A 23,134-nucleotide genomic window follows, 5' to 3' on the forward strand; every position below is an offset into this window, starting at 1 on the left:
GCTCAGCCCAAGCCAAAACTCGAACGAAAAGCCAAGCAGATGATCTTACTGGCTGATAAAGAAGCTTTCGATCAAGTATCACTCTTTCCCCACGGGCCAGGTCCGCATTCCAGCTGTTGCCCATTCGTAACAAGCAGGTCCCTGTGCCCCCCACTCCCCTAAACCTGTTGGACCCGGGGCCAACACACTCCCCCCCCAGAACCGACCATGGCCAGGTCTTGGCTGCGTCATCCACTTCGGCAGTGGCGAGGCCTCCTGCGTCCACGAGCTCCATCCCGCTCGACGCGGCGCCGGCCAGGGCCAGCCGGTCTCCTTGCTCTGACGGCAGGACTCCTGGTTGGATTGCTCGTATGGGGGGGGCTTGAGGGGCTCGTCACCGCCAACACGAGAGCGGCTTCAACGGCGGAAGCCAAACCATGGTGCAGTGCAAAACCTGCCTGGCTCACGCTGGAAGGCCGCCAAGTGCTGCAGATGCGCTCAGCGATCGGAGCGCAGGACCTTAACGAGGTTGTCCGCCGAGGCAGCGCAGCGCTACTGCGGGTGGCGAAAGACAACACGATTCAGCCCAAACAAATCGAACTCTTCCAAGATGATCCCTATACATTGATCGGGATCAAGGGCGCCAAGCCGGATAACTTCATCCGGCTTCTGGCCATCGATGATCGCGTTGCTCAGTGTTTTGACCTCACCCGCGAGGCCTTAGCGACCCGCTACCGCGATCAAATCCGTGGCGCCATCAGCTCTTACCGCAGCAACAACAGTCTCTCCAGCTGGTTGCGGGGCACAGCACTGGCTCTCCTGGTGCTGGGGATTTACGTGCTCTGGATCCGCTGGCAATCGGCATTGCATAGACGCCTACAGCAGAGCATCTCCCAACTGCATGAAATCCAGCTGGGCCGATTCCAGATCGGCGACAATGCTCTTCTCAGTGCCGGCCAGTTCACGCGGATTCTGGCCGCGGCCCTGCGCATCATCCACTGGAGTCTGCTGCTGCTGCTCAGCTACCTGCTGATTCCTCTGCTGCTCGGCCTGTTCCCGCCCACCAGCGCCATGGCCGAAGGCCTGCGGGCACAACTGCTCAGCGTGATCAGCGCCGTGCTGGCGGGGGTGGTGAATTCCATTCCCGATTTACTGACCATCGCCTTGATCCTGGCCCTCACCATCAGCGTGATGCGGCTCAGCACCTTCTGCTTCAACGCCCTGGAGCGCGGCCAGCTGCACTTCGCCTGGTTTTACCCCGAATGGGCGCGGCCCACGGGCCGGATCGCGGCCGTGCTGATCCTGGTGGGCGGTCTGGTGATTGCCTATCCCTACATCCCCGGCACCAGCACCAAGGCCTTCCAGGGTGCTGGCCTGTTCGTGGGCGTGCTGGCTGCCCTCGGCTCCAGCGCCATCGCCTCCAACATCATCAGTGGCCTGATGCTGATCTACACCCGCGCCTTCACCGAGGGGGATCGGGTGATGATTGATGGTGTGGTGGGACTGGTGCAGGAACGGCGTCTGCTGGTGACCCGAATTCGTACACCACGCAATGAGCTGGTGAGCATTCCCAATGCCGCAGTGATTGCCGCCTCCGTGACCAACTACAGCTTTTCCCGCCGCGAACTCAGCACTCCTGTTGCCCTCTCGACCACGATCACTATCGGCTACGACGTGCCGTGGCGGAAAGTGCACGAGCTGATGCTGTCGGCCGCCAGGAGTGCACCGGGAATTTCAGAGGAAATCGAACCGTTCGTGCTGCAGACCGCGCTCAACGACTTCCATATCAGTTATGAGCTCACGGCCTTCGTCAAAGATGTGGATCTCTACCGACGCACCCTCTCCGATGTGCTGGCAGCGCTGCAGGATTGCTTCGCGGCCGCCGAAGTGGAGATTCTCTCGCCCGGCTATCACGCCATCCGCAACGGCAATGCCAGCACCTTGCCCAAGAGCGAAGGCTGAACCCAACCGGCCCGCAGCAAAGCGTCCCGTCTCATTCGCAGCAGGGGCAGGAGCGTCCCCTACGCTCGCGTCAACGTGACGCCGCCATGGGCAGCAGCTTCGGCACCCTGTTTCGGATCAGCACCTTCGGTGAATCCCACGGCGGCGGCGTCGGGGTGATCGTCGACGGCTGCCCGCCGCGGTTGCCGCTCGATCTGGAGGCGATCCAAGCGGAACTGGACCGGCGCAAACCGGGGCAGAGCCGCATCACCACACCCCGCAAGGAGGAGGACCGGGTCGAGATCCTCAGCGGCCTGCTGGACGGTGTGACCCTGGGCACCCCCATCGCCATGGTGGTGCGCAACAAGGATCAACGCCCCGGCGATTACAACGAGATGGCGGTGGCGTTTCGGCCGTCCCACGCCGATGCCACGTATCAGGCCAAATATGGCATTCAGGCCCGCAGCGGCGGTGGCCGGGCCTCGGCGCGGGAAACCATCGGCCGGGTGGCCGCCGGCGCCATTGCCAAGCAACTGCTGGCCCACTGCCATGGCACCGAAGTGCTGGCCTGGGTGCAGCGGATCCACACGATCGAGGCGTCCATCGATCCGGCAGCGGTGACCCTTGAGGCCGTGGAATCCAACATCGTGCGCTGTCCCGATGGCGACAGCGCCGCGCGGATGATCGATCGGATCGAAGCGATCGGGCGCGACGGTGATTCCTGCGGCGGCGTGATCGAGTGCGTCGTGCGCCAGGCCCCGGTGGGGCTCGGCATGCCAGTGTTCGACAAGCTCGAAGCCGACCTGGCCAAGGCGGTGATGTCGTTGCCCGCCACCAAGGGCTTCGAGATCGGCTCCGGCTTCGGCGGCACCCTGCTCAGGGGAAGCGAGCACAACGACGCGTTCCTGCCCAGCGACGACGGCCGCCTCCACACGGCCACCAACAACTCCGGTGGCATCCAGGGCGGCATCAGCAACGGTGAGGACATCGTGCTGCGGGTGGCCTTCAAGCCCACCGCCACGATCCGCAAGGAGCAACAGACGATCGACGCCAGCGGCGCCGCCACCACCCTGGCCGCCAAGGGGCGCCACGACCCCTGCGTCCTGCCGCGGGCGGTGCCGATGGTGGAAGCCATGGTGGCCCTGGTGCTGGCCGATCACCTGCTGCGCCAGCAGGGCCAGTGCAGCCTCTGGTGACCGCAGCAGCGCCAGGATGGAGATCAGGCGCGGTTCAGTCTGCAGCCGTCGCCGATTCTGAGACCGGCCAGGTGTGGCCCAGCTCGACAAGCAGGCGCCTCAAGGGCTCGAGAGGCTCGAAAGACCGGTCACCCTGCTCAGCCTGGGACGGCGAGTCGTCTGAACGATCCAGGGCGAGTGAGGAGCCCAGTGCCACCGCATCGATGCCGCTGCGCAGCCATGGGATCACATCCGCAGGCGACAAGCCGCCCGCAGCAATGCAGAACGGCAAGGCACCGAGCGGGGCGCGCAGGCCTGACCAGTAGCCGCGGCCCAGGGCCTTCGCCGGAAAGAGCTTCACCAGCGGAGAGCCGAGCAAGCGGGCCTGATTCACTTCGGTGGGGCTCATCACGCCAGGCACCAGGGTGATGCCGGCCGCCGCCGCATGCTGCACCAGCTCCCCATCCAGGATCGGCGACACCACGTAGGAAAAGCCCGCCGCTGAGCATGCAGCCAGGGCTTCGACCGTGCAGACCGAGGCCGCCCCAAGACGCAGACCTGGAAAGGCAGCGATCAACTCACGGCACTGAGGCCGCCAGTGCGGCGACTCCTGGAAGGCCAGTTCGACATGACGAAGCCCCAATTCGACAAGCCGCTCCAGAAGTGGAGCGGCGTCGAGCGGGGTCTGGGGTCGAAGAACCAACAGCAGCGGCTGCCTCCGCAGGCTGGCAATCAACCCAGCGGGATCAGCGGCAACCGCAGCGGAAGGCCTCAAGGGAGACTCACGGCGAGACGGGTCAACAGATAGCGGTCAACCGCAACGCATCGACTGATGCCGGTCAGACGTATTCGGCCACGCGCACGTCGCGACGCACCAGCAACTCCTGCAGATCCTCAGCGTCCACAGTCTCCTTCTCCACCAGCATCTCGGCCAGCTCATCGAGAACGGGGCGGTTGGCGCTCAGCACTGCGTTGGCGCGCTGGTAGGCCTCACCCACCAGCTCGCTCACCTCCTCATCAATCGCTGCAGCGGTGTCTTCGGAGAAATCGCGCTCAGCGGCAATATCGCGACCGAGGAACATCCCCCCCTGGCTGCGGCCCAGGGCCACAGGGCCGAGCCGATCACTCATGCCGAAACGGGTCACCATCTGGCGGGCCACCCGGGCCACCTGCTGCAGGTCGTTGGAGGCTCCGGTGGTCACCTCATCTTCGCCGTAGACGATCTCCTCAGCGACACGGCCACCCAGGGCCACCGCCATCTGATTCTGGAGATAGGCGCGGGAATAGAGGCCAGACTCCATGCGTTCTTCGCTGGGGGTGAAGAAGGTGAGGCCGCCGGCGTTGCCACGGGGAATGATCGAGATCTTCTGCACCGGGTCGTAATCCGGCATCAGCGCACCCACCAGGGCATGGCCAGCCTCGTGATAAGCCACCAGCCGCTTGCGCTTCTCGCTCATCACCCGGTCTTTCTTCTCCGGACCGGCCATCACCCGCTCGATCGCATCGTTCACCTCATCCATCGAGATCTCGGTGAGCTGGTGGCGGGCCGCCAGAATCGCCGCCTCATTCAGCAGATTGGCCAGGTCAGCCCCGGTGAAGCCGGGGGTGCGGCGGGCGACCTTGTCGAGGTCGACATCCTTGGCCAGGGTCTTGCCGCGGGCATGCACGGCAAGGATCTGGAGGCGGCCGGAGTAATCGGGCCGATCCACCACCACCTGGCGATCGAAGCGACCGGGACGCATCAGCGCCTGATCCAGCACATCCGGACGGTTCGTGGCCGCCACGATGATGATGCCGGTGTTGCCCTCAAAGCCGTCCATTTCGGTGAGCAGCTGGTTGAGGGTCTGCTCGCGTTCGTCGTTGCCACCGCCGAGGCCGGCTCCGCGCTGACGGCCCACCGCATCGATCTCGTCGATGAACACAATGCAGGGGGCATTCTTCTTGGCCTGCTCGAACAGGTCGCGCACGCGGCTGGCGCCGACACCCACGAACATCTCCACGAATTCCGAACCGGAAATCGAGAAGAAGGGCACGCCAGCCTCGCCAGCCACGGCTTTGGCCAGCAGGGTCTTGCCGGTGCCCGGAGGGCCCACCAGCAGCACACCTTTGGGAATCTTGGCGCCAACGGCCGTGAAGCGATCCGGGTTCTTGAGGAAGTCGACCACCTCGGTGAGCTCGAGCTTGGCCCCTTCGATGCCGGCCACATCACCGAAGGTGACCTGGGTCTGGGGCTCCATCTGCACCCGCGCCTTGCTCTTGCCGAAGCTCATCGCCGGGTTGCCGCCGCCGCCCTGGGCACGGCGCAGCAGGAAGAACAGACCACCGAGCAGCAGCAGCGGGAAGATGAGGCTGCCCACGGCCTGCTGCCAGGCCGCAGGCTCGCGGCTGGGCTGCACGGCGATGTCCACATCGTGATCCGTGAGCAGCTTGAGCAGGTCCTTGTCGGGGGCGAGGTTGACCACAGCGCGGCGGCCGTCGTTCTCCACCACCTGGGCGGTGCCCCGATCGGGGGAGATCAGCACGCGCGACACCTCGTTGCCCTGAACCGCCTCGACGAAATCGCTGTAGCGGAGCGTTCGGGGCGCATTGGCCGGATCGGGGCGATCCAGGAAGGCGGTGCCCACCGCAATAACCACCACGGCCAGCAGGACGTAGAGCCCCGCATTGCGCCAACCCTTCTTCGCCACTCGACTCTCCGCTCTAGGAAGTAAAGGAATGTTAACCGCCCTCAGGATCGGGCGGTTGTGGGCGCCTTTCGGAGCCTGGACCTCAGCCGGCCGCCGACCGCAGCACGTCGACCACGCTACGGAAGGCGAACCATTCGGGGATCTCCTCGCCGCCGCGCAGCATCTGGCGGAACTGGGTGCCGCTGAGCTTCCTCACGTGCAGGCCGCGAGCCTCAGCGTGCTCGGCGGTCACGTAGCCCTCCTCCTCCGTGTAGACGAGGTTGAGCGACGGCACGGTCTCCATCCCCAGTTCAGAGGCATTGTCGCGGGCGAAATCCTGGGCCTGGTAGGGACCGTAGAAATCGTCACCGCTCAGGGACGACTTGCAGCCAGCCATGTCGCGGCCAATGATGAAGTGGGTGCAGCCGTAGTTTTTGCGGATGATCATGTGCTGCAGGGCCTCCCGCGGGCCGGCCATGTGCATCGAGTAGGGCAGGTAGGCCCAGCGGATCCGGAGGTTGTTGACCTCCGCCGCCAGCCGCTCGTAGGTCTGGAAGCGCACCGCACCGGAAATGTCGTCGTCCTGGGTGGGCCCGCAGGTGGGGTGCACCAGCACCACGCCGCCCTTGCTGACGTTGGTGGCCTCCAGGGCCCGGGTGAACAGTTCGTAGTGGGCCCGGTGGATGGGGTTGCGGCACTGGAACGCCACCACGTCTTCGCCCAGCGGCAGGGTGGCGCGCACCTCAGCCGGCGTCTTGCAGGGGAAGACGCGGGTCGGAAGCTCCAGCCCCTGCACCCGACCGCCCAGGTAGTAGCGGCCACGCTCGGTGGCGATCATCCGCACGGCCGGGTGCTCCAGGGAGGTGGTGCCGTAGCAACCCTTGGCCTCCTTGACCTTGTCCGGTTCCCAGCGGCTTTCAACCGTGAGCACCGCCAGGTCCTGGCCCCGATAGGTGAGCAGCAGCCGATCACCCACGGCGATCGAGGCATCGCTGGTGTCGAACACGATCGGCAGGCCGAACAGCAGACCACTGGTGGTGCGGTGCTGCTCCACCACCGCGTCGTAATCCTCCTGGTGCATGAAGCCGCGCAGGGGCGAGAAGCCTCCAACCACCAGCAGTTCGACGTCGCAGGCGTTGCGGTCGCTGCACTCCAGCACCCGATCCACGCCCACCTTGAGCGCCTCTCGCTCGGCCGCCGGCACCATCAGATCCACCAGGCTGCCGCCATGCGGGACGATCAGGCCCTGGGCGGCGGGAGTTGCGGACTCGGCAACCGACATGGAGACCCCAAAAAACGTTGGCACGATTCTCCCAGACCAGCCCGAGGCGGCTCCGGGGATGGCCATGAAAAAGGGGCCTCAAGGCCCCTTCTCGCATCAATCAGCTGGGCAGGGGATCAGACCTGCTCAAGACGGCCATAGAGCTCGCCGCTGATCTTGACGTCCACCGCCTGCTTGCCGCCCATGTCGGTGTCGGAGGGCTGGATGGCCGTGAACACGCCGGCGAATTCACCACTGGAGGAATCCACCTTGGTGATGGAGAACTCCATGGTTCCGGTGCCGTCGACGTAGCGCTTGACGTTCTCCTTCAGCAGGTCCTCGTCGTCGCCAACCGGCACCAGACCCATGGCGCTGCTGTAGCCGGTGGTCAGACCACGACCCTTGGGATCGAGGAAGTTGCTGGTGCGGTAGCTGGGGGCGCGGTAGCTGCCGGTGAAATCCGTGCTGGTGCTGATGGCAGCGCCATCGGCCTGGGCCAGCAGCTCCTTGCTGGAGAACATGAAGGGCACTTCCTCACCGCCGGGCATCAGAACGGTGATGGCCTGGAAGTCGATCCCACCCAGCTCCTGGAAGTTGAGCTTGTCGCCGTCCACGGAGAGATCGCCGTAGACCTGATCAAGGCTGGAGGTGTAGCGGGTCAGGATCCTGCCGGCCACGAACTGCGCTTCCTGCCGCTTGTTGGCCGGCTCGCCTTTTACGAACACCTCCGTGGGGTGCAGGCAGATCTCACGCAGCTGGTACTTCGTACCGGCATCGAGGCTGATCGAGCCGCGGGCTGAATCCGGCAGGGTGGGGCAATTGTTAGCGAGACCCGTGTTGTGGATGTCGTCGTAGGTGAGGTTGGCCCGATCAACAGCCTTGGCCCCACCGCTGCACGCGGTCACCAGGGTCAGGCACAGGGCCAGCCCGAGGGCCAGCAGGGGACGGAAACGCATCGGGAGAAGCCGCAGGGGCGGGGGATGGAAGGCGGGAGAGAGGAGAACAGGAAGCGCCGAGGCGGATCTTACCGGTGGCAAACCCGCATTCCCGGTAGCATCACCGGGCTCTCAACAACCTGTATGGGGGAGCCGTCTTCTTTGCCCACAAGCGTCACCCCATGAGCCTCACGAGCCAGCAGCAGGACCACCTCCGCACCCAGCTGGCTGCTCTCGAAACCATGGCCGACGAGCTGCGCAACGACCCCGAATCCCTGCTGGATCTGCTCCGCCAGCTGGAGCAGACCCATCGCTCGATTCAGGACGGTCCGTTCCGCGGCAGCCTGCCGGCCGATCGGAACAGGCTGTTCGGTGTGCTGAAGCGCATGGAGGAGACCGGCGGCTGGCCCTACATCCCCCGCCTGCAGCTGCGCACCTTCATGGATCTACTGCAACAGGATCGTCCTGAGGAGGAGCATCCCCTGGCGGCTTGAGGCCTGGCGGATGGAGTCCTTACCGATTGGTTGGTTGCGGCGCAAGAAGCGCAGCCAGGGCATCCAGCAGCCGATGGGCGACCGCCAGCTTGCCGGCGGGTCCGATCGGTGTGACCGCCTCGCCCGGGCCCAGCAGCCAGCCCTGATTGGTGGCTGAGCCGAAACCGGCACCGGACTGATCAATCGGATTGGCAAAGAGCAGCTCACACCCTTTACGGGCGAACTTGGCTCGGGCCTGGGGCAGCACATCGCCGGAATGGGCCGCGAAGCCGAGAATCGGCTGCCGATCGGGCCGCAGCTCCTGGCGCCGCTGCACCAGGCCCGCCAGCAGATCAGGCACCGGTTCCCAGCCGCCCTGGAGAAGCGCCTCCAGCTCGTGTTTGGCCGGCTTGTCCGCCAGGGGCTGGGCGCGGCGGTGATCGGCCACGGCGGCCGCCATGGCAATGGCGTCATGGCTGGCCTGCAGAGCCGCCAGTTCCTGCTCCAGCTCGGCGGCGGTGGTGATGGCCCGGCAGTTGAGCCCATCAAGCAGCTGCGGATCCAGTGCCAGCGGACCATGCAGCAGGGTCACTGCCGCCCCCCGCAGACGGGCTGCCTGGGCCAGCAGCACCCCCATCCGGCCGGTGCTGGGATTGGTGAGGCAGCGGGCCGGATCGAGAAACTCCCGCGTGGGGCCGGCGGTCACCAGCAGCTGGCGGCCTTGCCAGTCACGCCGCCACCCATGCAGGGCCAGCGATTCAAGCGCCAGCAGCAGCTGGGCCGGTTCGGCCATACGCCCGTCACCGACCCGGTCGCAGGCGAGCAAACCGGCTGCGGGGCCCAACGGCAACACCCGCTCGAACCCCTGGAGCATCTCCCAGTTGCGCCGCACCGCCGGAGAACCCCACATCGCCGTGTTCATGGCCGCAGCGGCCACCACCGGCGCCTCGCAGGCCAGCAGGACGCTGGAGAGCAAGGTGTCGCCGAGGCCGTGCACCCAGCGGGCCAGGCTGGAAGCGCTCAGGGGAGCCAACAGCACCAGCTCCGCCCATTCGGCCAGCTCCACGTGCAGAGGCCGGGAGGACTGGTGGCTCCAGGCATCGGCCTCGAGCAAGCAGGGGTGACGGCTGAGGCTGGCCAGGGCCACAGGACTGACCAGCTGGGCTGCACTGGGGCTCAAGACACAGCGCACCTGGGCGCCCCGCTTGGCGAGGGCACTCACCACCAGCGGCAGCTTCACAGCGGCGATACTCCCGCTAATAAGCACCAGGATCCGGCGACCCTCGAGCGGGTCAAGCCCTGGGAGCGCAGCCACGGCGGGGTGGGGGAAGGGGGCCGGCACAGGGGTGGAGCAGCACGACGCAGACAGAAGCGACAGTCGAGGCGCTCACTCCTCGTCGAAGGGCTCCTGATCCACCAGGTGCACGTAGGGCCGTGCCAGCTCGGGGCGATGGATCGCCAGGGCCCGCAGCAGATGCCAGTCCCCGAGGCCCGCAAAGGCCGTGGGGTAGTCGTCTTCCTCGAGGCGCCGGGCCAGCTCAGCGATGCCGACCTCGTCGAAAGCCTCGAGCTGCTCGTGGGTGATCGAAGCCGGGCCCATGGCGCAAAACAAATCGACTCCGTGATCCTGCCAGGGATCCCGCAGCCGGCGATGGTAAAACTGTTGGTATCGGTGACCGCTGTGAGGCGATCACCGACCAATGCCGCACACCCTGAGGGTGCGGAACGGGGAATTAGCTCAGCTGGTAGAGCGCTGCGATCGCACCGCAGAGGTCAGGGGTTCGAGTCCCCTATTCTCCATTGCAACATTGAGCTGGGCAGGGGGCACCAGAACACCCCCTGCTTCGCCGCGCAGGTTCAGACGGGGATCAGTGTCGTGGCCATGGTCGGGTTCTGCAGGAAGAAATCGGGAGTGATTTTTGAGTAGAAATCGTCTGCCGTTGCGCCAAGCACCAAGTTGGAACCGCCGCCGGCGCTGAGGTTTGCAGCGGTGATATTGCGAACGAAGCCGATGCGATCCCCCCCCAACGAAACTGATCAATGTCCCGGCAAACCCGTCAATCGTGGTGTTCGTGAAATCAAGCTGCGAAAAGGCGGTCACGCCGGGCAGCACGATTTTGTCCTTATTGCCGGCGGCAATGGCAAAATCAGTGATCACATCAACTTCGGAAGCATTGGCCGAGGTGTTGCCAGCCTCAGTCCGCAGCACAAAGCGGTCATTCCCTGTTCCACCAGCCAAGAAATCCTTGCCCAGATCACCGACAAGAATGTCGTCCCCCGCCTCGCCGGAAAGATTATCGACGTCGTCGCCGCCTCGAACGACATCATTATCAGCCCCTCCATTAACATTGTCGTTGCCACGATTCCCGTTGAGCCAGTCCGCGTCAAGTCAGCCCCGGGAGCGGCCGTGGGGCTATCAGGTAAGACTTAACGATTGAACCTCCCTGCGCAACCCTTCTTTTAACGACGGTCTCTTGAGGGCATCCGCTGTGGCGTGGCCCGCTCCCAGCCAGCATTCAGTCAGTCAGACTGGCTTGCATGGAATGGAACAGCGACGCCGAAACCAAGCTGAAGGAGGTCCCCTTCTTCGTGCGGCCAGCGGTGCGTCGACGCATTGAACGCTTGGCCGGCGATGCGGGTCTGGAGCGGATCGACCTGGCCTTCTACGAGCAGGCCAAGGCCCAGTTCGGGCAGAAGTGAGCGGACCCTCGCCCACGCTGATCCGATCCCGGCTCCCTCACGCCGAGCCGGGCTTGGAAGGGCGATGGGGTAAAAGAGAGGTCTGATCCGTTCCCTACCATTGCGATGTCGCAGTCCAAGCGTGAACAGGTGGTCAGTCATCTGCGCTACATCCGCCAGGAACTGCGCGAGATGCACCAGGGTGTGATGGAAGACGGACTCCTGCCCGAAGCCGGTGAGGTGCGGGGCGTGATGGCCCAGATGGAGGCCCTGCTTGAGTTGCTGGAAGGCAAGGGCTCCCGCAAGAAAGACAGCGAGGGCTGATTCCCGGCTTCCAGCGACAAGCCCGTCAGCACGCAGGACAGGTCCAAGCCTGAGGTCCGCCCGCGCGACGGCTGTCCTCCAGCTCCGCCGTGCGGTTCACTGGGCTCCGGCTCACTGGCCCTGGCACCGGCCGCCTGATGCGCACTCCCTTTCCGGCTCGCCGCGCCAACCCGTCCCCGCCCATCGAGCCCGCCCTCGGCTCAGGGTCGCTACAGCCACAACCGACGCGCCTGCAACGCCAGGTGGTCGACTCCGGCGCAGCCCTGAGCCGCTGGGCCAGTAATCCCTGGCGGCGGCTGGCCTTGCTGCTGATCGTGCTGCTGCTGGGCTTTGTGATCGGCGGTGGCGTCGGCACCATCTGCGGCGCCCTTGCCTTCATCGACCATCTGGCGGCCCTGTTCTGCGTGATCGCGATGGAATTCGCCATCCGGGCCCGCCGCTGGTTGCTGCGGCAGCGCGGCGATCATCTGGGGCTGGAACTGCTGGACATGGGGCGGATCGGCCTGCTCTACGGCCTGCTGCTGGACGGCTTCAAGCTGTTCTGAGCAGCGGCGGCCTCACCAGCGGCCAGCAGATAGAGCAGGGCCATGCGCACCGGGATACCGTTGCGGACCTGCTCCTCCACCAGGTTGGCGCCGGGATCGTCGAGCAGGTCGCCGGCCATTTCCACGCCACGGTTGACCGGGCCGGGATGGAGCAGGGGCACGGGTTGGCCACACAGGGCCAGGCGATCGCGGCTGAGGCCATAGAGACGGTGGTAGGTGTCGAGGCTGGACAGCAGCTGCTCCTGCATCCGCTCCTTCTGCAGGCGCAGGGTCATCACCGCATCGGCCCCTGGCAGCGCCTCCTCCAGGGAGCGCACCACCCGGATCGAACCACGCCGGGCCACGGGATCCTCAGGCTGGCCCGGGGGCGGGGCCGCCACGAAATCGGCGAAGGCCTCGGGCACCAGGGTGGGTGGACCACAGAGCACCACATCGGCGCCACAGGCGGTGAGGGCCCAGAGGTTGGAGCGGGCGACGCGCGAGTGCACCACATCGCCCACGATCACGACCCGCCGGCCCCGCAGGCTCTCGGGTGTTGGGGCCCGAGGATCGAAGTAGCGGGCAAGCGTGAACAGATCCAGCAGACCCTGGCTGGGATGGCTGTGCAGCCCATCGCCGGCATTGAGCACCGCCACCCGCTCGCCGGCCCCATCAAGATCCCGCGCCAGGCAGGCAGGCACACCGGCGCAGCGATGGCGCACCACCAGCACCGTGGCCCCCATCGCCACATAGGTGCGGGCGGTATCGAGCAGGCTCTCGCCCTTGCTGAGCGAGCTAGAGGAGGGGGAGAAGCTCTGAACGTCGGCGGAGAGGCGCCTGGCGGCCAACTCGAAGCTGCTGCGGGTGCGGGTGCTCGGCTCGAAGAAGAGGGTGGTCATCAACCGGCCCTGCAGAGCCGGCAGCTTGCGAGCGCCGGCGTCAGGCAGGGAACGGAAGCGCTGAGCCAGCTCCAGCACAGTGGCGAAATCCTGCAGCGAAAACGCCGCCAGGTCGATCACGTGGCGGTGGTTCCAGCCGCTCAAGGGGCCGCGGTCGCGCAGAACACTCCACAAGGTAGGGCTCAGCCGACCAGCCTGGCTCAGCCGTCCAGAAGGACGGCCGGATCGAGGGCAAGCGCCAGCGGCGGCCTCCGATCACCGCGCACCCGGCGGCTGACACTGCGGCTGGCGCGCAGATACCAGCGCCAGGGCAGCTCCTGAGCAGAGGAGATGCCGATGCGGGGGCACTGGCACAGCGGGTCTTCCCCACGGCTGCGGCACTGATCGAGCCAGCCCTGCAGCCGCGGGGGAACCGGCGCCAGCCACACCCCCGACTCCGGCGCCACGGAGCAGCCATCCAGTGCCCGATCGAGGCCGAAACGGCGCGCCAGCAGGGCGGGACCAGCCGCAAGCCGCTCCGGTTCGCCAGGCAGCGCCACCGCCCGCAACAGCACGCCGTTGGCCCAGTCTTTGCGGCCGGTCACCACGTTGACGCAGTGATGCAGGCCGTAGGTGAGATAGACATAAAACCGCCCAGGCTCACCAAACAGGGTGTCGTTGCTGTGCGTGCGGCGGCGATGCCCGTGGCAGGCCGGCTCGCTCTGGCAGTAGGCCTCCGTTTCCACGATCAGCCCCCGCAGCACGGTTCCATCCGGCAGGTGCCGCACCAGCAGGGTGCCGATCAGCTCCGGCGCCACCGTTTCGGCCGGGCGCGCGAAGAACCCCTGGGACAGGGGTGCCGGCAGCCGGATCACAGGCGCGAGGTCAGGAGACGCCACCATCCTGACCGGAGGCCCCACAGCGGCAGCGTCTGTCGACAGACTGGGGCCATCAACGAGTGAATGCCCCCGTGCCCGATCCGAGCTCCGGCTTCAACCCAGCCATCGTGGTGCTGGTCGTGAGCGTGCTGTTCTGCCTTACCACCCTGTTCTTCGGCACCAAGGGCGGCTACTACGACACCGATGCCTACGACGGCAACGGAACGGCCCACTGACCACACCTGGGAGCTGTTCAGGAGCCCTGGCTGCCGAGCCGTTCGGCTTCGGGGCAGTCCTCGGAGGTCAGCAGATCGTCGGCCGTGTTGGTGCGGCACACGTAGGCCAGGCGGGTGCTGACGGCGCCGATCGAATCGAGGCGCACGCTTTCCTCCCAGCTGTGCAGCTCGTCGTCGTCTTCGGCGTCGTAGCGCAGGGTGACGAGATCGCCGTCGATCTCCAGGATGCGCGCCTCTTCGATCCAGCGCTGCTGATCGCGCAGAAACACCCACACCGGGCGCTTCTCAGAGCAAAACTGTTGGAGCTTGCGGTGCAGCATGGTCCCTCCGGGCTGCAGGCCCATTGATCCTAAGCAGATCCATCCAGGTTGCCGCTGTTCACCATGACCATCTCCCCCAGCACCGAAGCCATTCGCCTGCAGCTGCGCAGCTGGCCGGAGGTGGAGGCCTACCTAGAGCACTGCAAGGGGGTGATCGTGCCGCTCGGTTCCACGGAGCAGCACGGACCCACCGGGGCCATCGGCACCGATGCGCTCACCGCCGAAGCCGTGGCCCTGGAGGTGGGCCGCCGCACCGGTGTGTTGGTCACGCCGACCCAGGCCTTCGGCATGGCGGAGCACCACCTCGATTTCGCCGGCACGATCAGCCTGCAGCCGGCCACGCTGCTGGCTGTGCTCCACGACGTGGTGCTGTCGCTGGCGCGCCACGGCTTTGAGCGGATCTTCGTGATCAACGGCCACGGCGGCAACATCGCCACGGCCCGGGCCGCCTTCGCCCAGGCCTACGGCACCGCTGCCGCCCGGGGACTACCCCACCCGGAACGGCTGCGCTGCCGCCTGGCCAACTGGTTCACCGCCGCACCGGTGATGCGTGAAGCCAGGCAGCGCTATGGCGAACGGGAAGGCCATCACGCCACCCCCAGCGAAATCGCGTTGACCCTGCACCTGGAGCCGAGCCTGGCCGAGAAGCAGCGGCCCCTGCCCGAAGCGGCGCCGGCAGGCCCGATCCATGGGCCCGCCGATTTCCGCCGGCGCCATCCCGATGGCCGCATGGGGTCCGATCCCTTCCTTGCCCGTGCCGACCACGGCCAGACCTTCCTGGATCTGGCGGCCACGGCCCTGGCGGAGGATCTCACCGCCTTCCTGGCCGAGTAGGTTCGCCTCCAGCCTTCCCCCCCACCCGGGTGCAGCGATGAGCAGGATCACGGCCGACGATGTGCGCAAGGTGGCCCACCTGGCCCGCCTCGATCTCCCCGAGGAGAAGATCACCACGTACACCGGTCAGCTGGAGCGCATCCTCGATTACGTCGCCCATCTCCAGCAGGTGGACACCGAAGGCGTTGAGCCCACCACCCGGGCCGTGGAAGTGGTGAATGTGACCCGGGCTGATGCGGTGGAAGTCACCTCGGAGCGGCAGAACCTTCTGGATCTTGCCCCGCAGCGCGAAGGCGACTTCTTCCGGGTGCCGCGCATCCTGGCCGAGTAACCCCTCAGCGGACCGGCGACACCGCGGTTCGATGCAGCAGCTCAAGCACCCTGCGTCGGGCATGGCGGGTCGGCATCAGAGCAGCCAGAGGCCTAAGCCGACTGCGACGCTTCTTATGACTGCGGACACCGAGAAAGATGTCGTAGAGGAAATTGAGCCCATCCGTGCGGGTCTCGAACAAGCCAAGGCGCTGAGGTGATCCCTTGGCGTCGAGAATGTGACGGGTGGCGTGATAGGCCCCCTGGTATTCAAACCAGGGAATCGACGGCCAGAGATGGTGGATCAGGTGATAGTTCTGCCCCATGATCAACAGATTCATCAACCTGCCCGGATAAACGCGGGCATTGTGCCAGCGGTTGCGCGATTGAAAGGGCCGATGGGGCAGGTAATCAAAAAACAGCCCAAGCGTGACACCCACCATCAGCGCCGGCGCGAACCAGCAGTTGAAGACGAAATCCTGGAAGCCATACTTGAACGACGCCAGCACGATCGCGAAGAAGATACCGCGAGCCAGGCCCCACTCAAATAATTCATAGCGGCGCCAGAGGTGATGCCGGAAGAAGAAGACCTCGTGATAGAAAAAACGCGGTGCGATCAGCCACAGCGGTCCAAAAGTGGACACGATGTGATCGGGATCGTGTTTGGGGTCGTTCACATGGGCGTGGTGCTGCAGATGCACACGCGTGAACACCGGAAAGCTGAAGCCGAGCAGCAACGCTGCCCCATGGCCCATCACCGCGTTCCAGAAGCGGCTGGGGTGGGCGGCATTGTGGCAGGCATCGTGAATCACGGTGCCCTCGAGATGCAGGGCCAGGAAGCCGAGGGCCAGCAGCACCGGCAGGGGCCAACCCGCGCCGAACCAGCCCCAGATGGTGAGCCCAGCCAGGGCATAGCCCCCCAGAAACAACCCCACGGTTGGATTCCAGGCATCCGGCGGGTCCAGGAACCGGCGCGGCACCGCACTGGAAGGGGAACGGCTCAGCACCTGGCCGGCGGGGGGCTGGATGGAAAGCGCTTCAGGCGCAACCGCAACGTCCGTCATCCCCTGCCGATGCATCTGAGGCCAAAAGGTCGACCCAGCCTAAAAAACTGGGGATGCCCACCGGGGGACTTGAACCCCCACAGCCTGAGCCACTGGAACCTAAACCCAGCGCGTCTACCAATTCCGCCAGGTGGGCGTCTGGAAACTCTAGGGAGTGTCGGGGAACAGCTTCCACAATGGGGGCCGTTCGCCACACCGCCATGCTCGCCACCCTGGGGGGAAGCCTGGCCCTGCTGCTGGGGCTGGCTGTTCTGCTGCTGCCGCTGCTGGCCCAGGAGCTGAGCCGCCCCCGCGACACGGTGTGGGGGGCCGTGGTGCTGCTGCTGGGGCTGGTGCTGGTCACCAGCGCCGACCGCCTGGTGGGGGCGCCGATGGTGGCCGTGCTCTGCGGCGGTCTGCTGATCGGCCGCCTCGGCAGCGAGGTGGGCCAGGCGCGCTGGCGTCAGCTCACCCCCGAGGAGCAGCAGCGGCTCTGGTCGCTGGAGCGGTGGCGCACCAGCCTGGAGCAACTGCTGGTCGCGGTCGGCAAGCTGCTTGAGCTGGCGACGGGCCTGGCAACGGGACTGGCCAGCTGGATCCAGGAGCGGCGCCAACCGCGCAGCGTCACCAAGCGCTGGGTGCGTCAGGAGCCTGCGGCCACGGACAGCTCAGAGGTCAGTTCTGACCCTGAAACTACAGTCGCTGCAAGCCTTGAAGCGGCCGGGGGTGAAGCCGCTGCTGGCAATCCAGAACCAGCTTCCGAACGACAGCCACCCCTGGAGGTCCAGTCAGAGCCAGGGACGGACAGGGAAGCCCTGGCCGAAACAGGATCCAACCCAGGGGACCAGCTGGAGCCCGGTTCTGATTCCCTGTCGAGCCTCGAGTCCGCGCCCCAGCAAAGCCCCGAGCCAGAAAGATCGAGCCCTCTGCGGACTGCCCCAAGGGATGAGGCCGAAACCCTGCCGGCGGGGACAGCGGCAGCGCCCAGCCCTGCCCCGGAGGACGGCCTGAACCCCTCCGAGCTCACGCAACAGGACTCAGAACCCCAGACACCTGCTTCGGTTCCGGAGGCTGCTTCCGTTCCGGAGACAGCTTGGGTTCCAGAGCCTGCTTCGGTTCAGGACCAGTCTTCGATTCAGGCGCCGGCAGAACCAGCAGCTGAAGCCGGCCCCGAAGCTCCCGAAGCCGAAGCCGAAGCTCGCGAAGGCGAAGTAGGCGAATCGGAGAGTGGATCGGCCCCAGTGGTGCGCAGCTTCGACGATGTCGACGCGCTGCTGCGCTCAACGCCAGAGGCGCCCTGACGCCGAAGACGCCCTCACGCAGGGGCGAATGCAGCGGGACGGGATAATCGCGCCTTGCTGCACCGAGGCGTCGTGACCGCCAGCCCGGCCTCCTCCTCGCCCTCCGATCCGGCTGCGGCCGCGGGCCCCACCGCAGAGGTGTCCTACAAGGACACCCTCAACCTGCTGCAGACGCCCTTCGGCATGCGGGCCAATGCCAAGGTGCGGGAGCCGGAGCTGCAGCGCTTCTGGGCCGAGCAGAGGATCTACGAGCGTCTCAGCCGCGAGAACCCGGGCGAACGCTTCACCCTGCATGACGGGCCGCCCTACGCCAATGGGGCCCTGCACGTGGGTCACGCCCTTAACAAGATCCTCAAGGACATCATCAACAAAACGGCGCTGTTGCAGGGCAAGCGCTGCCGCTTCGTGCCTGGCTGGGACTGCCACGGCCTGCCGATCGAGCTGAAGGTGCTGCAGAGCCTCAGCAGCAGCGAACGCCAGGCCATCACGCCGATCGCGCTGCGGCGCAAGGCCCACGCCTATGCGCTCGAGCAGGTGGAAAGCCAGAAGGCCGGGTTCCGCCGCTGGGGCATCTGGGCCGACTGGGACCAGCCCTACCTGACCCTGCACAAGGCGTACGAGGCGGCCCAGATCGGCGTGTTCGGCCAGATGGTACTGGCCGGGCACATCTACCGCGGGCTCAAACCGGTGCACTGGAGCCCCAGCTCCCGCACCGCCCTGGCGGAGGCCGAGCTGGAGTATCCCGACGGGCACACCTCCCCGAGCGTCTACGTCGCCTTTCCGGTAGTGGAGCTGCCCGAGCCGCTGCGCCAGCGCCTGCACGGCGCCGGCGTGACCCTCGAAGGCGCTGGCTCCCTGGCGGTGGCGATCTGGACCACCACGCCCTGGACCCTGCCGGCCAACCTGGCGGTGTCGGTGAACGACCGCCTCGACTACGCCATCTGCCGCATCGGCCAGGGCGGAGGGGGGAGCCAACACCGTGCTGCCCACCTGGTGGTGGCGGCCGATCTGGCGGCCAGCCTGGAGCACACCCTGGGGCTGAGTCTCGAACCCATCCTGCAGGTCAAGGGCGCGGAGCTGGAGGGCATCACCTACCAGCACCCCCTGCTGGATCGCAGCAGCCCGGTGGTGATCGGCGGCGAGTACATCACCACCGAGGCAGGCACCGGCCTGGTGCACACCGCCCCCGGCCATGGCGTGGACGACTTCAACACCGGCCGCAAGTACGGCCTGGCGGTGCTCTGCCCGGTCGATGAGGCCGGCAACCTCACCGCCGAAGCCGGTCCATTCGCCGGCCTGAACGTGCTGAAAGAGGCCAACGGGGCGATCATCACCGCCCTGCGGGATGCCGGCGCCCTGCTGGCGGAGCAGCGCTACGAGCACCGCTATCCCTACGACTGGCGCACCAAGAAACCGACGATCTTCCGGGCCACGGAACAGTGGTTCGCCTCGGTGGACGGCTTTCGCGACCAGGCCCTCGCCTCGATCGCCGCCGTGGACTGGCTGCCCGAGAGCGGCCGCAACCGCATCGAGGCGATGGTGCGGGATCGGGGCGATTGGTGCATCTCGCGCCAGCGCACCTGGGGTGTGCCGATCCCCGTCTTCTATCACCGCAGCAGTGGTGAGGTGCTGCTCAACGCCGACACCCTCGACCACATCCAGGCCCTGATCGCCGAGCACGGCTCCGACGTCTGGTGGGAGCGCGATGAGGCCGGCCTGCTGCCAGCCGCCTATGCGGACCAGGCCGATCAATGGCGCAAGGGAAGCGACACCATGGATGTGTGGTTCGATTCCGGCTCTTCCTGGGCCGGAGTGCTTGGCGGCCTCGTCGCCGCTGACGAACCGGCGGAGGCCTCGCCCCTGGGTTACCCCGCCGACCTCTACCTGGAGGGCTCAGACCAGCACCGCGGCTGGTTCCAGAGCAGCCTGCTCACCTCGGTGGCTGTCCATGGCCACGCCCCTTACCGGCGGGTGCTCACCCACGGCTTCACCCTGGATGAGAAGGGCCGCAAGATGAGCAAATCCCTGGGCAATGTGGTTGACCCGGCGGTGCTGGTCGAGGGCGGCAAGAACGCCAAGCAGGATCCCGCCTATGGCGCCGATGTGCTGCGGCTGTGGGTGAGTTCGGTCGACTATTCGGCCGACGTGCCCCTCGGTCCGGGAATCGTCAAGCAACTGGCGGATGTATACCGCAAAGTGCGCAATACGGCCCGCTATCTGCTGGGCAACCTCCACGACTTCGATCCGCGGCCCGTGGCCGAGGGCGGCGATGCGATCGCCTACGCCGAGCTGCCGCTGCTGGACCGCTGGATGCTGCAGCGCACCGCCGCTCTGATCGATTCGGTGACGGGCGACTTCGAGCGCTTCGAGTTCTACCGCTTCTTTCAGGCGCTGCAGAACTTCTGCGTGGTGGATCTCTCCAACGTCTACCTCGACATCGCCAAGGATCGGCTCTATGTGAGCGGCGCTGCCGAATTCCGCCGCCGCAGCTGCCAGACCGTGCTGAGCCTGGTGCTGGAGCGTCTGGCGGGCCTGATCGCACCGGTGCTCTGCCACATGGCCGAAGACATCTGGCAGAACCTTCCCTACCCCGTGGCCGAGGTCTCGGTGTTTGAGCGGGGCTGGCCCACGGCGCCACCGGACTGGGCCGCACCCGAACTGGAGAGCTCCATGGAGCGGATTCTCGAGCTGCGCGCCCTGGTGAACCGCCAGCTGGAGAGCTGCCGCGCCGAAGGCAAGCTCGGTGCCTCCCTCGAGGCCCAGGTGCACCTGGAGCTCAGCGACGGCGAGGCCGCAGCGGCCCTGCAACCCTGCCTCGACTGGCTGGCGGATTCAGCCGCGCCAAGCGTCGACAACCTGGCCGACTGGCTGCTGGTCTCGGCTCTGCAGCTGGGCGGTGCTCCCCCTGACGCGGTGCTGGCCGAGGCCAGCACAGGCGGCCTCCAGGTGCGGATTGCCAGGGCCGAGGGCGAGAAGTGCGCGCGCTGCTGGCACTACGAGACCGACATCGGCCAGCACGTGCGGCACCCCAGCCTCTGCGGCCGCTGCGTGGCGGTGCTGACCCCCTGAGTTCGGGTTGCGGTCAGCCCGCCAGGCGCGTCAGCACCAGCAGCCCGGATCCAGAAACTGATCCATCGGCACCGGCCCCACCAGCACCTGCTCGGCACCGGGCCGCAATGGTCCCACCAGGAGTTCGGCAGCTTCGATCCGGGCGCCCGGTGGCAGCACCGACTGGTCGGGATCGACCTCCGTGGGGTGGGTGGTGCTGCTGGAGAAGCCGCGGAACACCAGCAACTCCAGCGGGTCCTCGCCGAGGACACCCCGCAGCCGCAGCACCCGATCGGGCCGGTCCCGGCTGATCTCCTCAAGCCGGGCCAGCACCTGGGAGCCGGCAGCGCCCGTCTCAGAACTCACCGGCCACCCTCCCCTGCTTGGGCAGCCGCACCACCAGCCACTGCAACATCCCCACGCCATAGCCCACAAGGCCCAGGTAGCCCACGAAGGCCGCCACCACCGGCGTCCAATCGGCACCGAAGACGAAGTCAAAGACCCGGTCGACGCCCCCATGAATGCCCTGCGGCGCCTCCAGCCAGGCACGGCAGAGGGTGCGCTCCAGAGCCACGCCACCCCCCAGACAGGGAAGCGCCGTTGCCGCCAGGCCCGCCCCGAGCAGGGCCAGCACCGTGAGGCTCCAGCGCCAGAGGCGCAGGGTGAGCGGCAAGGGCCGCCAGGGCGGCAGGTCGGCCAGTTCCTCGTTCAGATCGACCCAGAACCACAGGGACGCCGCGATCAACAGCGGTGCAATCACCAGCAGGGCGTAGCCGAGCGGACGGCGATCGGTGAGCAGCAGCAGAGCCACCAGCAGCAAGCTGGCCACCTTCCAGTAGATCGTGAGCAGCCGCACCAGGGCCGCCTCCCGACGCAGGGCCGCCCAGATCAGCAGCACCAGCGGCAGACCCAGGGCGAACACACTGGCGAGCCTCACATCCAGCCACACCAGCGAGCGATACAGGAGATCGGACTCGAACACGGCGGCGGTACGGGAAGACGCCATTATCCGCAGCCTGCCTGAGGCGATAGGGTCCGCCCATGGCCGCATTTCCATTCCTGCGCTGGCTCGAGCCAGCTGAGCCGGCTGCCTGGTGTCGCAGCGCGCTCTCCCAGGAGGCCTCCCTGGAGGCCGCAGTGGAGGCCGTCGCCGGCCAACTGAGCAGCAAGGAGGAAGCGGATCTGGCCCTGGTGTTCGTCTCGAGCGCCTACGCCAGTGACCTGCCGCGCCTGCTGCCGCTGCTCAGCCAACGCCTTCGCTCCAGCCACTGGCTCGGCTGTGTCGGCGGCGGCGTGGTGGGCACCGACCCTGCCGGGGTGCCGCGGGAGCTGGAACGCGAGCCGGCCCTGAGCGTGACCCTGCTGCGCCTGCCCGGTGCCCGGCTGCATCCATTCCAGATCGACACGAGCCAACTGCCGGATCTGGACGGCCCCGCTGAACCCTGGATCGATCGGGTCGGCACGGCCGCAGGCGCGTCGGCCTCGATGCTGCTGCTGGTGGATCCCTCCAGTCCGGCCATCAACGACCTGATCAGTGGCCTCGACTACGCCTTTGCGGGGGTCGACAAGGTGGGAGGGATCGCCGGACAGCACAGCGCCAGCCATGGCTCCCTGCTGTTCGACGGCGCGGTCTGCACCGGCGCAGTGGGCTGCCTGATCGATGGAGCCTGGCGGCTCGATGCGGTGGTCGCACAGGGCTGCCGGCCGATCGGCCCGGTGTTCGAAGTGGAGCAGGCCCAGCGCAATGTGGTGCTGGAAGTGAGCCTCGGCCAGCGGCGCAACACCCCCGTGGCCGCCCTGCAGGAAATTCTGACGGCCCTCACCCCAGAGGAGCGGGAGCTGGTCAAGCACTCCCTGTTCCTGGGTGTGGGGCGCAGCAACTTCAGCCTCAGCAGCAGCAGCGAAGACTCTGCCGCCTTCCTGGTGCGCAACCTGATTGGCGTCGATCCCCGCAATGGCGCCGTGGCCGTGGCGGAGCGGATGCGGGTGGGCCAGCAGGTGCAATTCCAGCTGCGCGATGCCGCCGCCTCCAGCCAGGAGCTGCGCCAGCTGCTGGCCAACCAGGCTGAACGGGAGCCGGAGCCGCTGGCGGCGCTGGTCTTTGCCTGCCTGGGCCGGGGCCAGGGCCTCTACGGCCGCCCGGACGGGGATGTGAGCCTCTGTCGCGCCGCCTTCGCGACGGTGCCGATCGCCGGGGCGTTCTGCAACGGCGAGATCGGGCCGGTGGCAGGCAACACCCACCTGCATGGCTACACCGCCAGCATCGGCTTCCTCGTGCCCCAGGAGCCCGTGGACCCACCCGCCCCAGCAGCCGAAGCCGCGGCCTGAAC

At 66.8% G+C, this 23,134-nt stretch carries 24 protein-coding genes, 2 tRNA genes and 1 pseudogene; 13 read left to right on the forward strand and 14 right to left on the reverse strand.

The window, feature by feature from the left end; genetic code table 11:
* Window positions 1-540: 540 nt before the first annotated feature.
* Together KQ310_RS04995 and aroC are read left to right on the forward strand one after the other, a co-directional pair.
* Window positions 541-1,941 carry a mechanosensitive ion channel family protein gene (locus tag KQ310_RS04995; protein WP_259720677.1) on the forward strand — a complete coding sequence of 467 codons (1,401 nt, stop codon included), beginning with the start codon at window positions 541-543 and terminating at the stop codon, window positions 1,939-1,941.
* A gap of 86 nt (window positions 1,942-2,027) precedes the next feature.
* Entirely contained in the window at window positions 2,028-3,116 is a 1,089-nt protein-coding gene (gene aroC, locus KQ310_RS05000) for a chorismate synthase (RefSeq protein ID WP_259720678.1), read from the forward strand.
* 34 nt (window positions 3,117-3,150) lie between these two features.
* Here aroC and KQ310_RS05005 read toward each other — a convergent pair whose 3' ends face one another.
* The 4 genes from KQ310_RS05005 to KQ310_RS05020 form a co-directional block, all read right to left on the reverse strand.
* A complete protein-coding gene (locus tag KQ310_RS05005; RefSeq protein ID WP_311134700.1) occupies window positions 3,151-3,870 on the reverse strand; it encodes a bifunctional 4-hydroxy-2-oxoglutarate aldolase/2-dehydro-3-deoxy-phosphogluconate aldolase in 720 nt (239 codons plus the stop codon).
* Between the two features lie 64 nt (window positions 3,871-3,934).
* Window positions 3,935-5,782: an ATP-dependent zinc metalloprotease FtsH3 gene (gene ftsH3 / locus KQ310_RS05010; protein ID WP_259720680.1), complete on the reverse strand. Its 1,848-nt coding sequence runs from the start codon at window positions 5,780-5,782 to the stop codon at window positions 3,935-3,937.
* An 82-nt stretch (window positions 5,783-5,864) separates the two neighbouring features.
* Window positions 5,865-7,043: a sulfate adenylyltransferase gene (gene sat / locus KQ310_RS05015; RefSeq protein ID WP_259720681.1), complete on the reverse strand. Its 1,179-nt coding sequence runs from the start codon at window positions 7,041-7,043 to the stop codon at window positions 5,865-5,867.
* Between the two features lie 116 nt (window positions 7,044-7,159).
* Window positions 7,160-7,978 carry a photosystem II manganese-stabilizing polypeptide gene (locus tag KQ310_RS05020; protein WP_259720682.1) on the reverse strand — a complete coding sequence of 273 codons (819 nt, stop codon included), beginning with the start codon at window positions 7,976-7,978 and terminating at the stop codon, window positions 7,160-7,162.
* A 161-nt stretch (window positions 7,979-8,139) separates the two neighbouring features.
* Between KQ310_RS05020 and KQ310_RS05025 the strand changes: the two genes are divergently transcribed.
* Window positions 8,140-8,451: a capsule biosynthesis GfcC family protein gene (locus KQ310_RS05025; RefSeq protein ID WP_259720683.1), complete on the forward strand. Its 312-nt coding sequence runs from the start codon at window positions 8,140-8,142 to the stop codon at window positions 8,449-8,451.
* Window positions 8,452-8,470: 19 nt separating this feature from the next.
* On the opposite strand, the gene coaBC is transcribed toward KQ310_RS05025, so the two are convergent.
* Window positions 8,471-9,772, reverse strand: a complete 1,302-nt coding sequence (gene coaBC, locus KQ310_RS05030; protein WP_259720684.1) for a bifunctional phosphopantothenoylcysteine decarboxylase/phosphopantothenate--cysteine ligase CoaBC — start codon at window positions 9,770-9,772, stop codon at window positions 8,471-8,473.
* A gap of 45 nt (window positions 9,773-9,817) precedes the next feature.
* Window positions 9,818-10,030 carry a DUF2555 domain-containing protein gene (locus KQ310_RS05035; protein ID WP_259720685.1) on the reverse strand — a complete coding sequence of 71 codons (213 nt, stop codon included), beginning with the start codon at window positions 10,028-10,030 and terminating at the stop codon, window positions 9,818-9,820.
* Window positions 10,031-10,157: 127 nt separating this feature from the next.
* Here KQ310_RS05035 and KQ310_RS05040 point away from each other — a divergent pair.
* Window positions 10,158-10,230: transfer RNA gene (locus tag KQ310_RS05040), tRNA-Ala, on the forward strand.
* Between the two features lie 460 nt (window positions 10,231-10,690).
* Here the strand turns inward: KQ310_RS05040 and KQ310_RS05045 are convergent.
* Window positions 10,691-10,771: pseudogene (locus KQ310_RS05045) on the reverse strand (hypothetical protein); the annotation flags it as partial.
* Window positions 10,772-10,968: 197 nt separating this feature from the next.
* Between KQ310_RS05045 and KQ310_RS05050 the strand changes: the two are divergent.
* From KQ310_RS05050 to KQ310_RS05060, 3 genes are all read left to right on the forward strand, one after another.
* On the forward strand, window positions 10,969-11,130 hold the full coding sequence (locus KQ310_RS05050; protein ID WP_259720686.1) for a PCP reductase family protein: 162 nt from the start codon (window positions 10,969-10,971) through the stop codon (window positions 11,128-11,130).
* Between the two features lie 105 nt (window positions 11,131-11,235).
* The gene (locus KQ310_RS05055; RefSeq protein WP_197157265.1) at window positions 11,236-11,433 is read left to right on the forward strand and encodes a hypothetical protein; all 198 of its coding nucleotides are present in this window, start codon (window positions 11,236-11,238) and stop codon (window positions 11,431-11,433) included.
* A gap of 137 nt (window positions 11,434-11,570) precedes the next feature.
* Window positions 11,571-11,978 (forward strand): DUF565 domain-containing protein, encoded by a 408-nt coding sequence (locus tag KQ310_RS05060; RefSeq protein WP_259720687.1) that lies wholly within the window; start codon window positions 11,571-11,573, stop codon window positions 11,976-11,978.
* Here the strand turns inward: KQ310_RS05060 and KQ310_RS05065 are convergent.
* Entirely contained in the window at window positions 11,942-13,000 is a 1,059-nt protein-coding gene (locus KQ310_RS05065; protein ID WP_259720688.1) for an aspartate carbamoyltransferase catalytic subunit, read from the reverse strand. The genes KQ310_RS05060 and KQ310_RS05065 overlap by 37 nt on opposite strands.
* A 56-nt stretch (window positions 13,001-13,056) precedes the next feature.
* Window positions 13,057-13,737, reverse strand: a complete 681-nt coding sequence (locus KQ310_RS05070; protein ID WP_259720689.1) for a DNA-3-methyladenine glycosylase — start codon at window positions 13,735-13,737, stop codon at window positions 13,057-13,059.
* A 56-nt stretch (window positions 13,738-13,793) separates the two neighbouring features.
* Between KQ310_RS05070 and KQ310_RS05075 the strand changes: the two genes are divergently transcribed.
* Window positions 13,794-13,949, forward strand: a complete 156-nt coding sequence (locus KQ310_RS05075) for a hypothetical protein (protein WP_259720756.1) — start codon at window positions 13,794-13,796, stop codon at window positions 13,947-13,949.
* 17 nt (window positions 13,950-13,966) lie between these two features.
* Here KQ310_RS05075 and KQ310_RS05080 read toward each other — a convergent pair whose 3' ends face one another.
* Window positions 13,967-14,269 carry a DUF6679 family protein gene (locus tag KQ310_RS05080; RefSeq protein ID WP_259720690.1) on the reverse strand — a complete coding sequence of 101 codons (303 nt, stop codon included), beginning with the start codon at window positions 14,267-14,269 and terminating at the stop codon, window positions 13,967-13,969.
* A gap of 63 nt (window positions 14,270-14,332) precedes the next feature.
* Between KQ310_RS05080 and KQ310_RS05085 the strand changes: the two genes are divergently transcribed.
* Entirely contained in the window at window positions 14,333-15,103 is a 771-nt protein-coding gene (locus KQ310_RS05085) for a creatininase family protein (RefSeq protein WP_259720691.1), read from the forward strand.
* A 37-nt stretch (window positions 15,104-15,140) separates the two neighbouring features.
* Window positions 15,141-15,434 (forward strand): Asp-tRNA(Asn)/Glu-tRNA(Gln) amidotransferase subunit GatC, encoded by a 294-nt coding sequence (gatC, locus tag KQ310_RS05090; protein ID WP_259720692.1) that lies wholly within the window; start codon window positions 15,141-15,143, stop codon window positions 15,432-15,434.
* A gap of 4 nt (window positions 15,435-15,438) precedes the next feature.
* Here gatC and crtR read toward each other — a convergent pair whose 3' ends face one another.
* Entirely contained in the window at window positions 15,439-16,476 is a 1,038-nt protein-coding gene (crtR, locus tag KQ310_RS05095; RefSeq protein WP_259720693.1) for a beta-carotene hydroxylase, read from the reverse strand.
* A gap of 54 nt (window positions 16,477-16,530) precedes the next feature.
* Window positions 16,531-16,612, reverse strand: a tRNA-Leu gene (locus KQ310_RS05100).
* 64 nt (window positions 16,613-16,676) lie between these two features.
* On the opposite strand from KQ310_RS05100, the gene KQ310_RS15830 reads away from it, so the two are divergent.
* Window positions 16,677-17,756 (forward strand): hypothetical protein, encoded by a 1,080-nt coding sequence (locus KQ310_RS15830; protein WP_311134701.1) that lies wholly within the window; start codon window positions 16,677-16,679, stop codon window positions 17,754-17,756.
* A 183-nt stretch (window positions 17,757-17,939) separates the two neighbouring features.
* The gene (gene ileS / locus KQ310_RS05110) at window positions 17,940-20,825 is read left to right on the forward strand and encodes an isoleucine--tRNA ligase (RefSeq protein WP_311134705.1); all 2,886 of its coding nucleotides are present in this window, start codon (window positions 17,940-17,942) and stop codon (window positions 20,823-20,825) included.
* A gap of 30 nt (window positions 20,826-20,855) precedes the next feature.
* Here the strand turns inward: ileS and KQ310_RS05115 are convergent, their stop codons facing one another.
* Both KQ310_RS05115 and KQ310_RS05120 read right to left on the reverse strand, forming a co-directional pair.
* Window positions 20,856-21,170 (reverse strand): hypothetical protein, encoded by a 315-nt coding sequence (locus KQ310_RS05115; RefSeq protein WP_259720694.1) that lies wholly within the window; start codon window positions 21,168-21,170, stop codon window positions 20,856-20,858.
* Complete coding sequence (locus tag KQ310_RS05120) at window positions 21,160-21,810, reverse strand: DUF3177 family protein (RefSeq protein ID WP_259720695.1); 651 nt, start codon at window positions 21,808-21,810, stop codon at window positions 21,160-21,162. The genes KQ310_RS05115 and KQ310_RS05120 overlap by 11 nt, the downstream gene beginning before the upstream one ends.
* 35 nt (window positions 21,811-21,845) lie before the next feature.
* Between KQ310_RS05120 and KQ310_RS05125 the strand changes: the two genes are divergently transcribed.
* Window positions 21,846-23,132, forward strand: a complete 1,287-nt coding sequence (locus tag KQ310_RS05125; RefSeq protein WP_259720696.1) for an FIST N-terminal domain-containing protein — start codon at window positions 21,846-21,848, stop codon at window positions 23,130-23,132.
* The last annotated feature ends 2 nt before the right edge of the window (window positions 23,133-23,134 follow it).

The organism is Synechococcus sp. CS-1328 (assembly GCF_025128095.1).
Lineage (GTDB): Bacteria > Cyanobacteriota > Cyanobacteriia > PCC-6307 > Cyanobiaceae > CBW1002.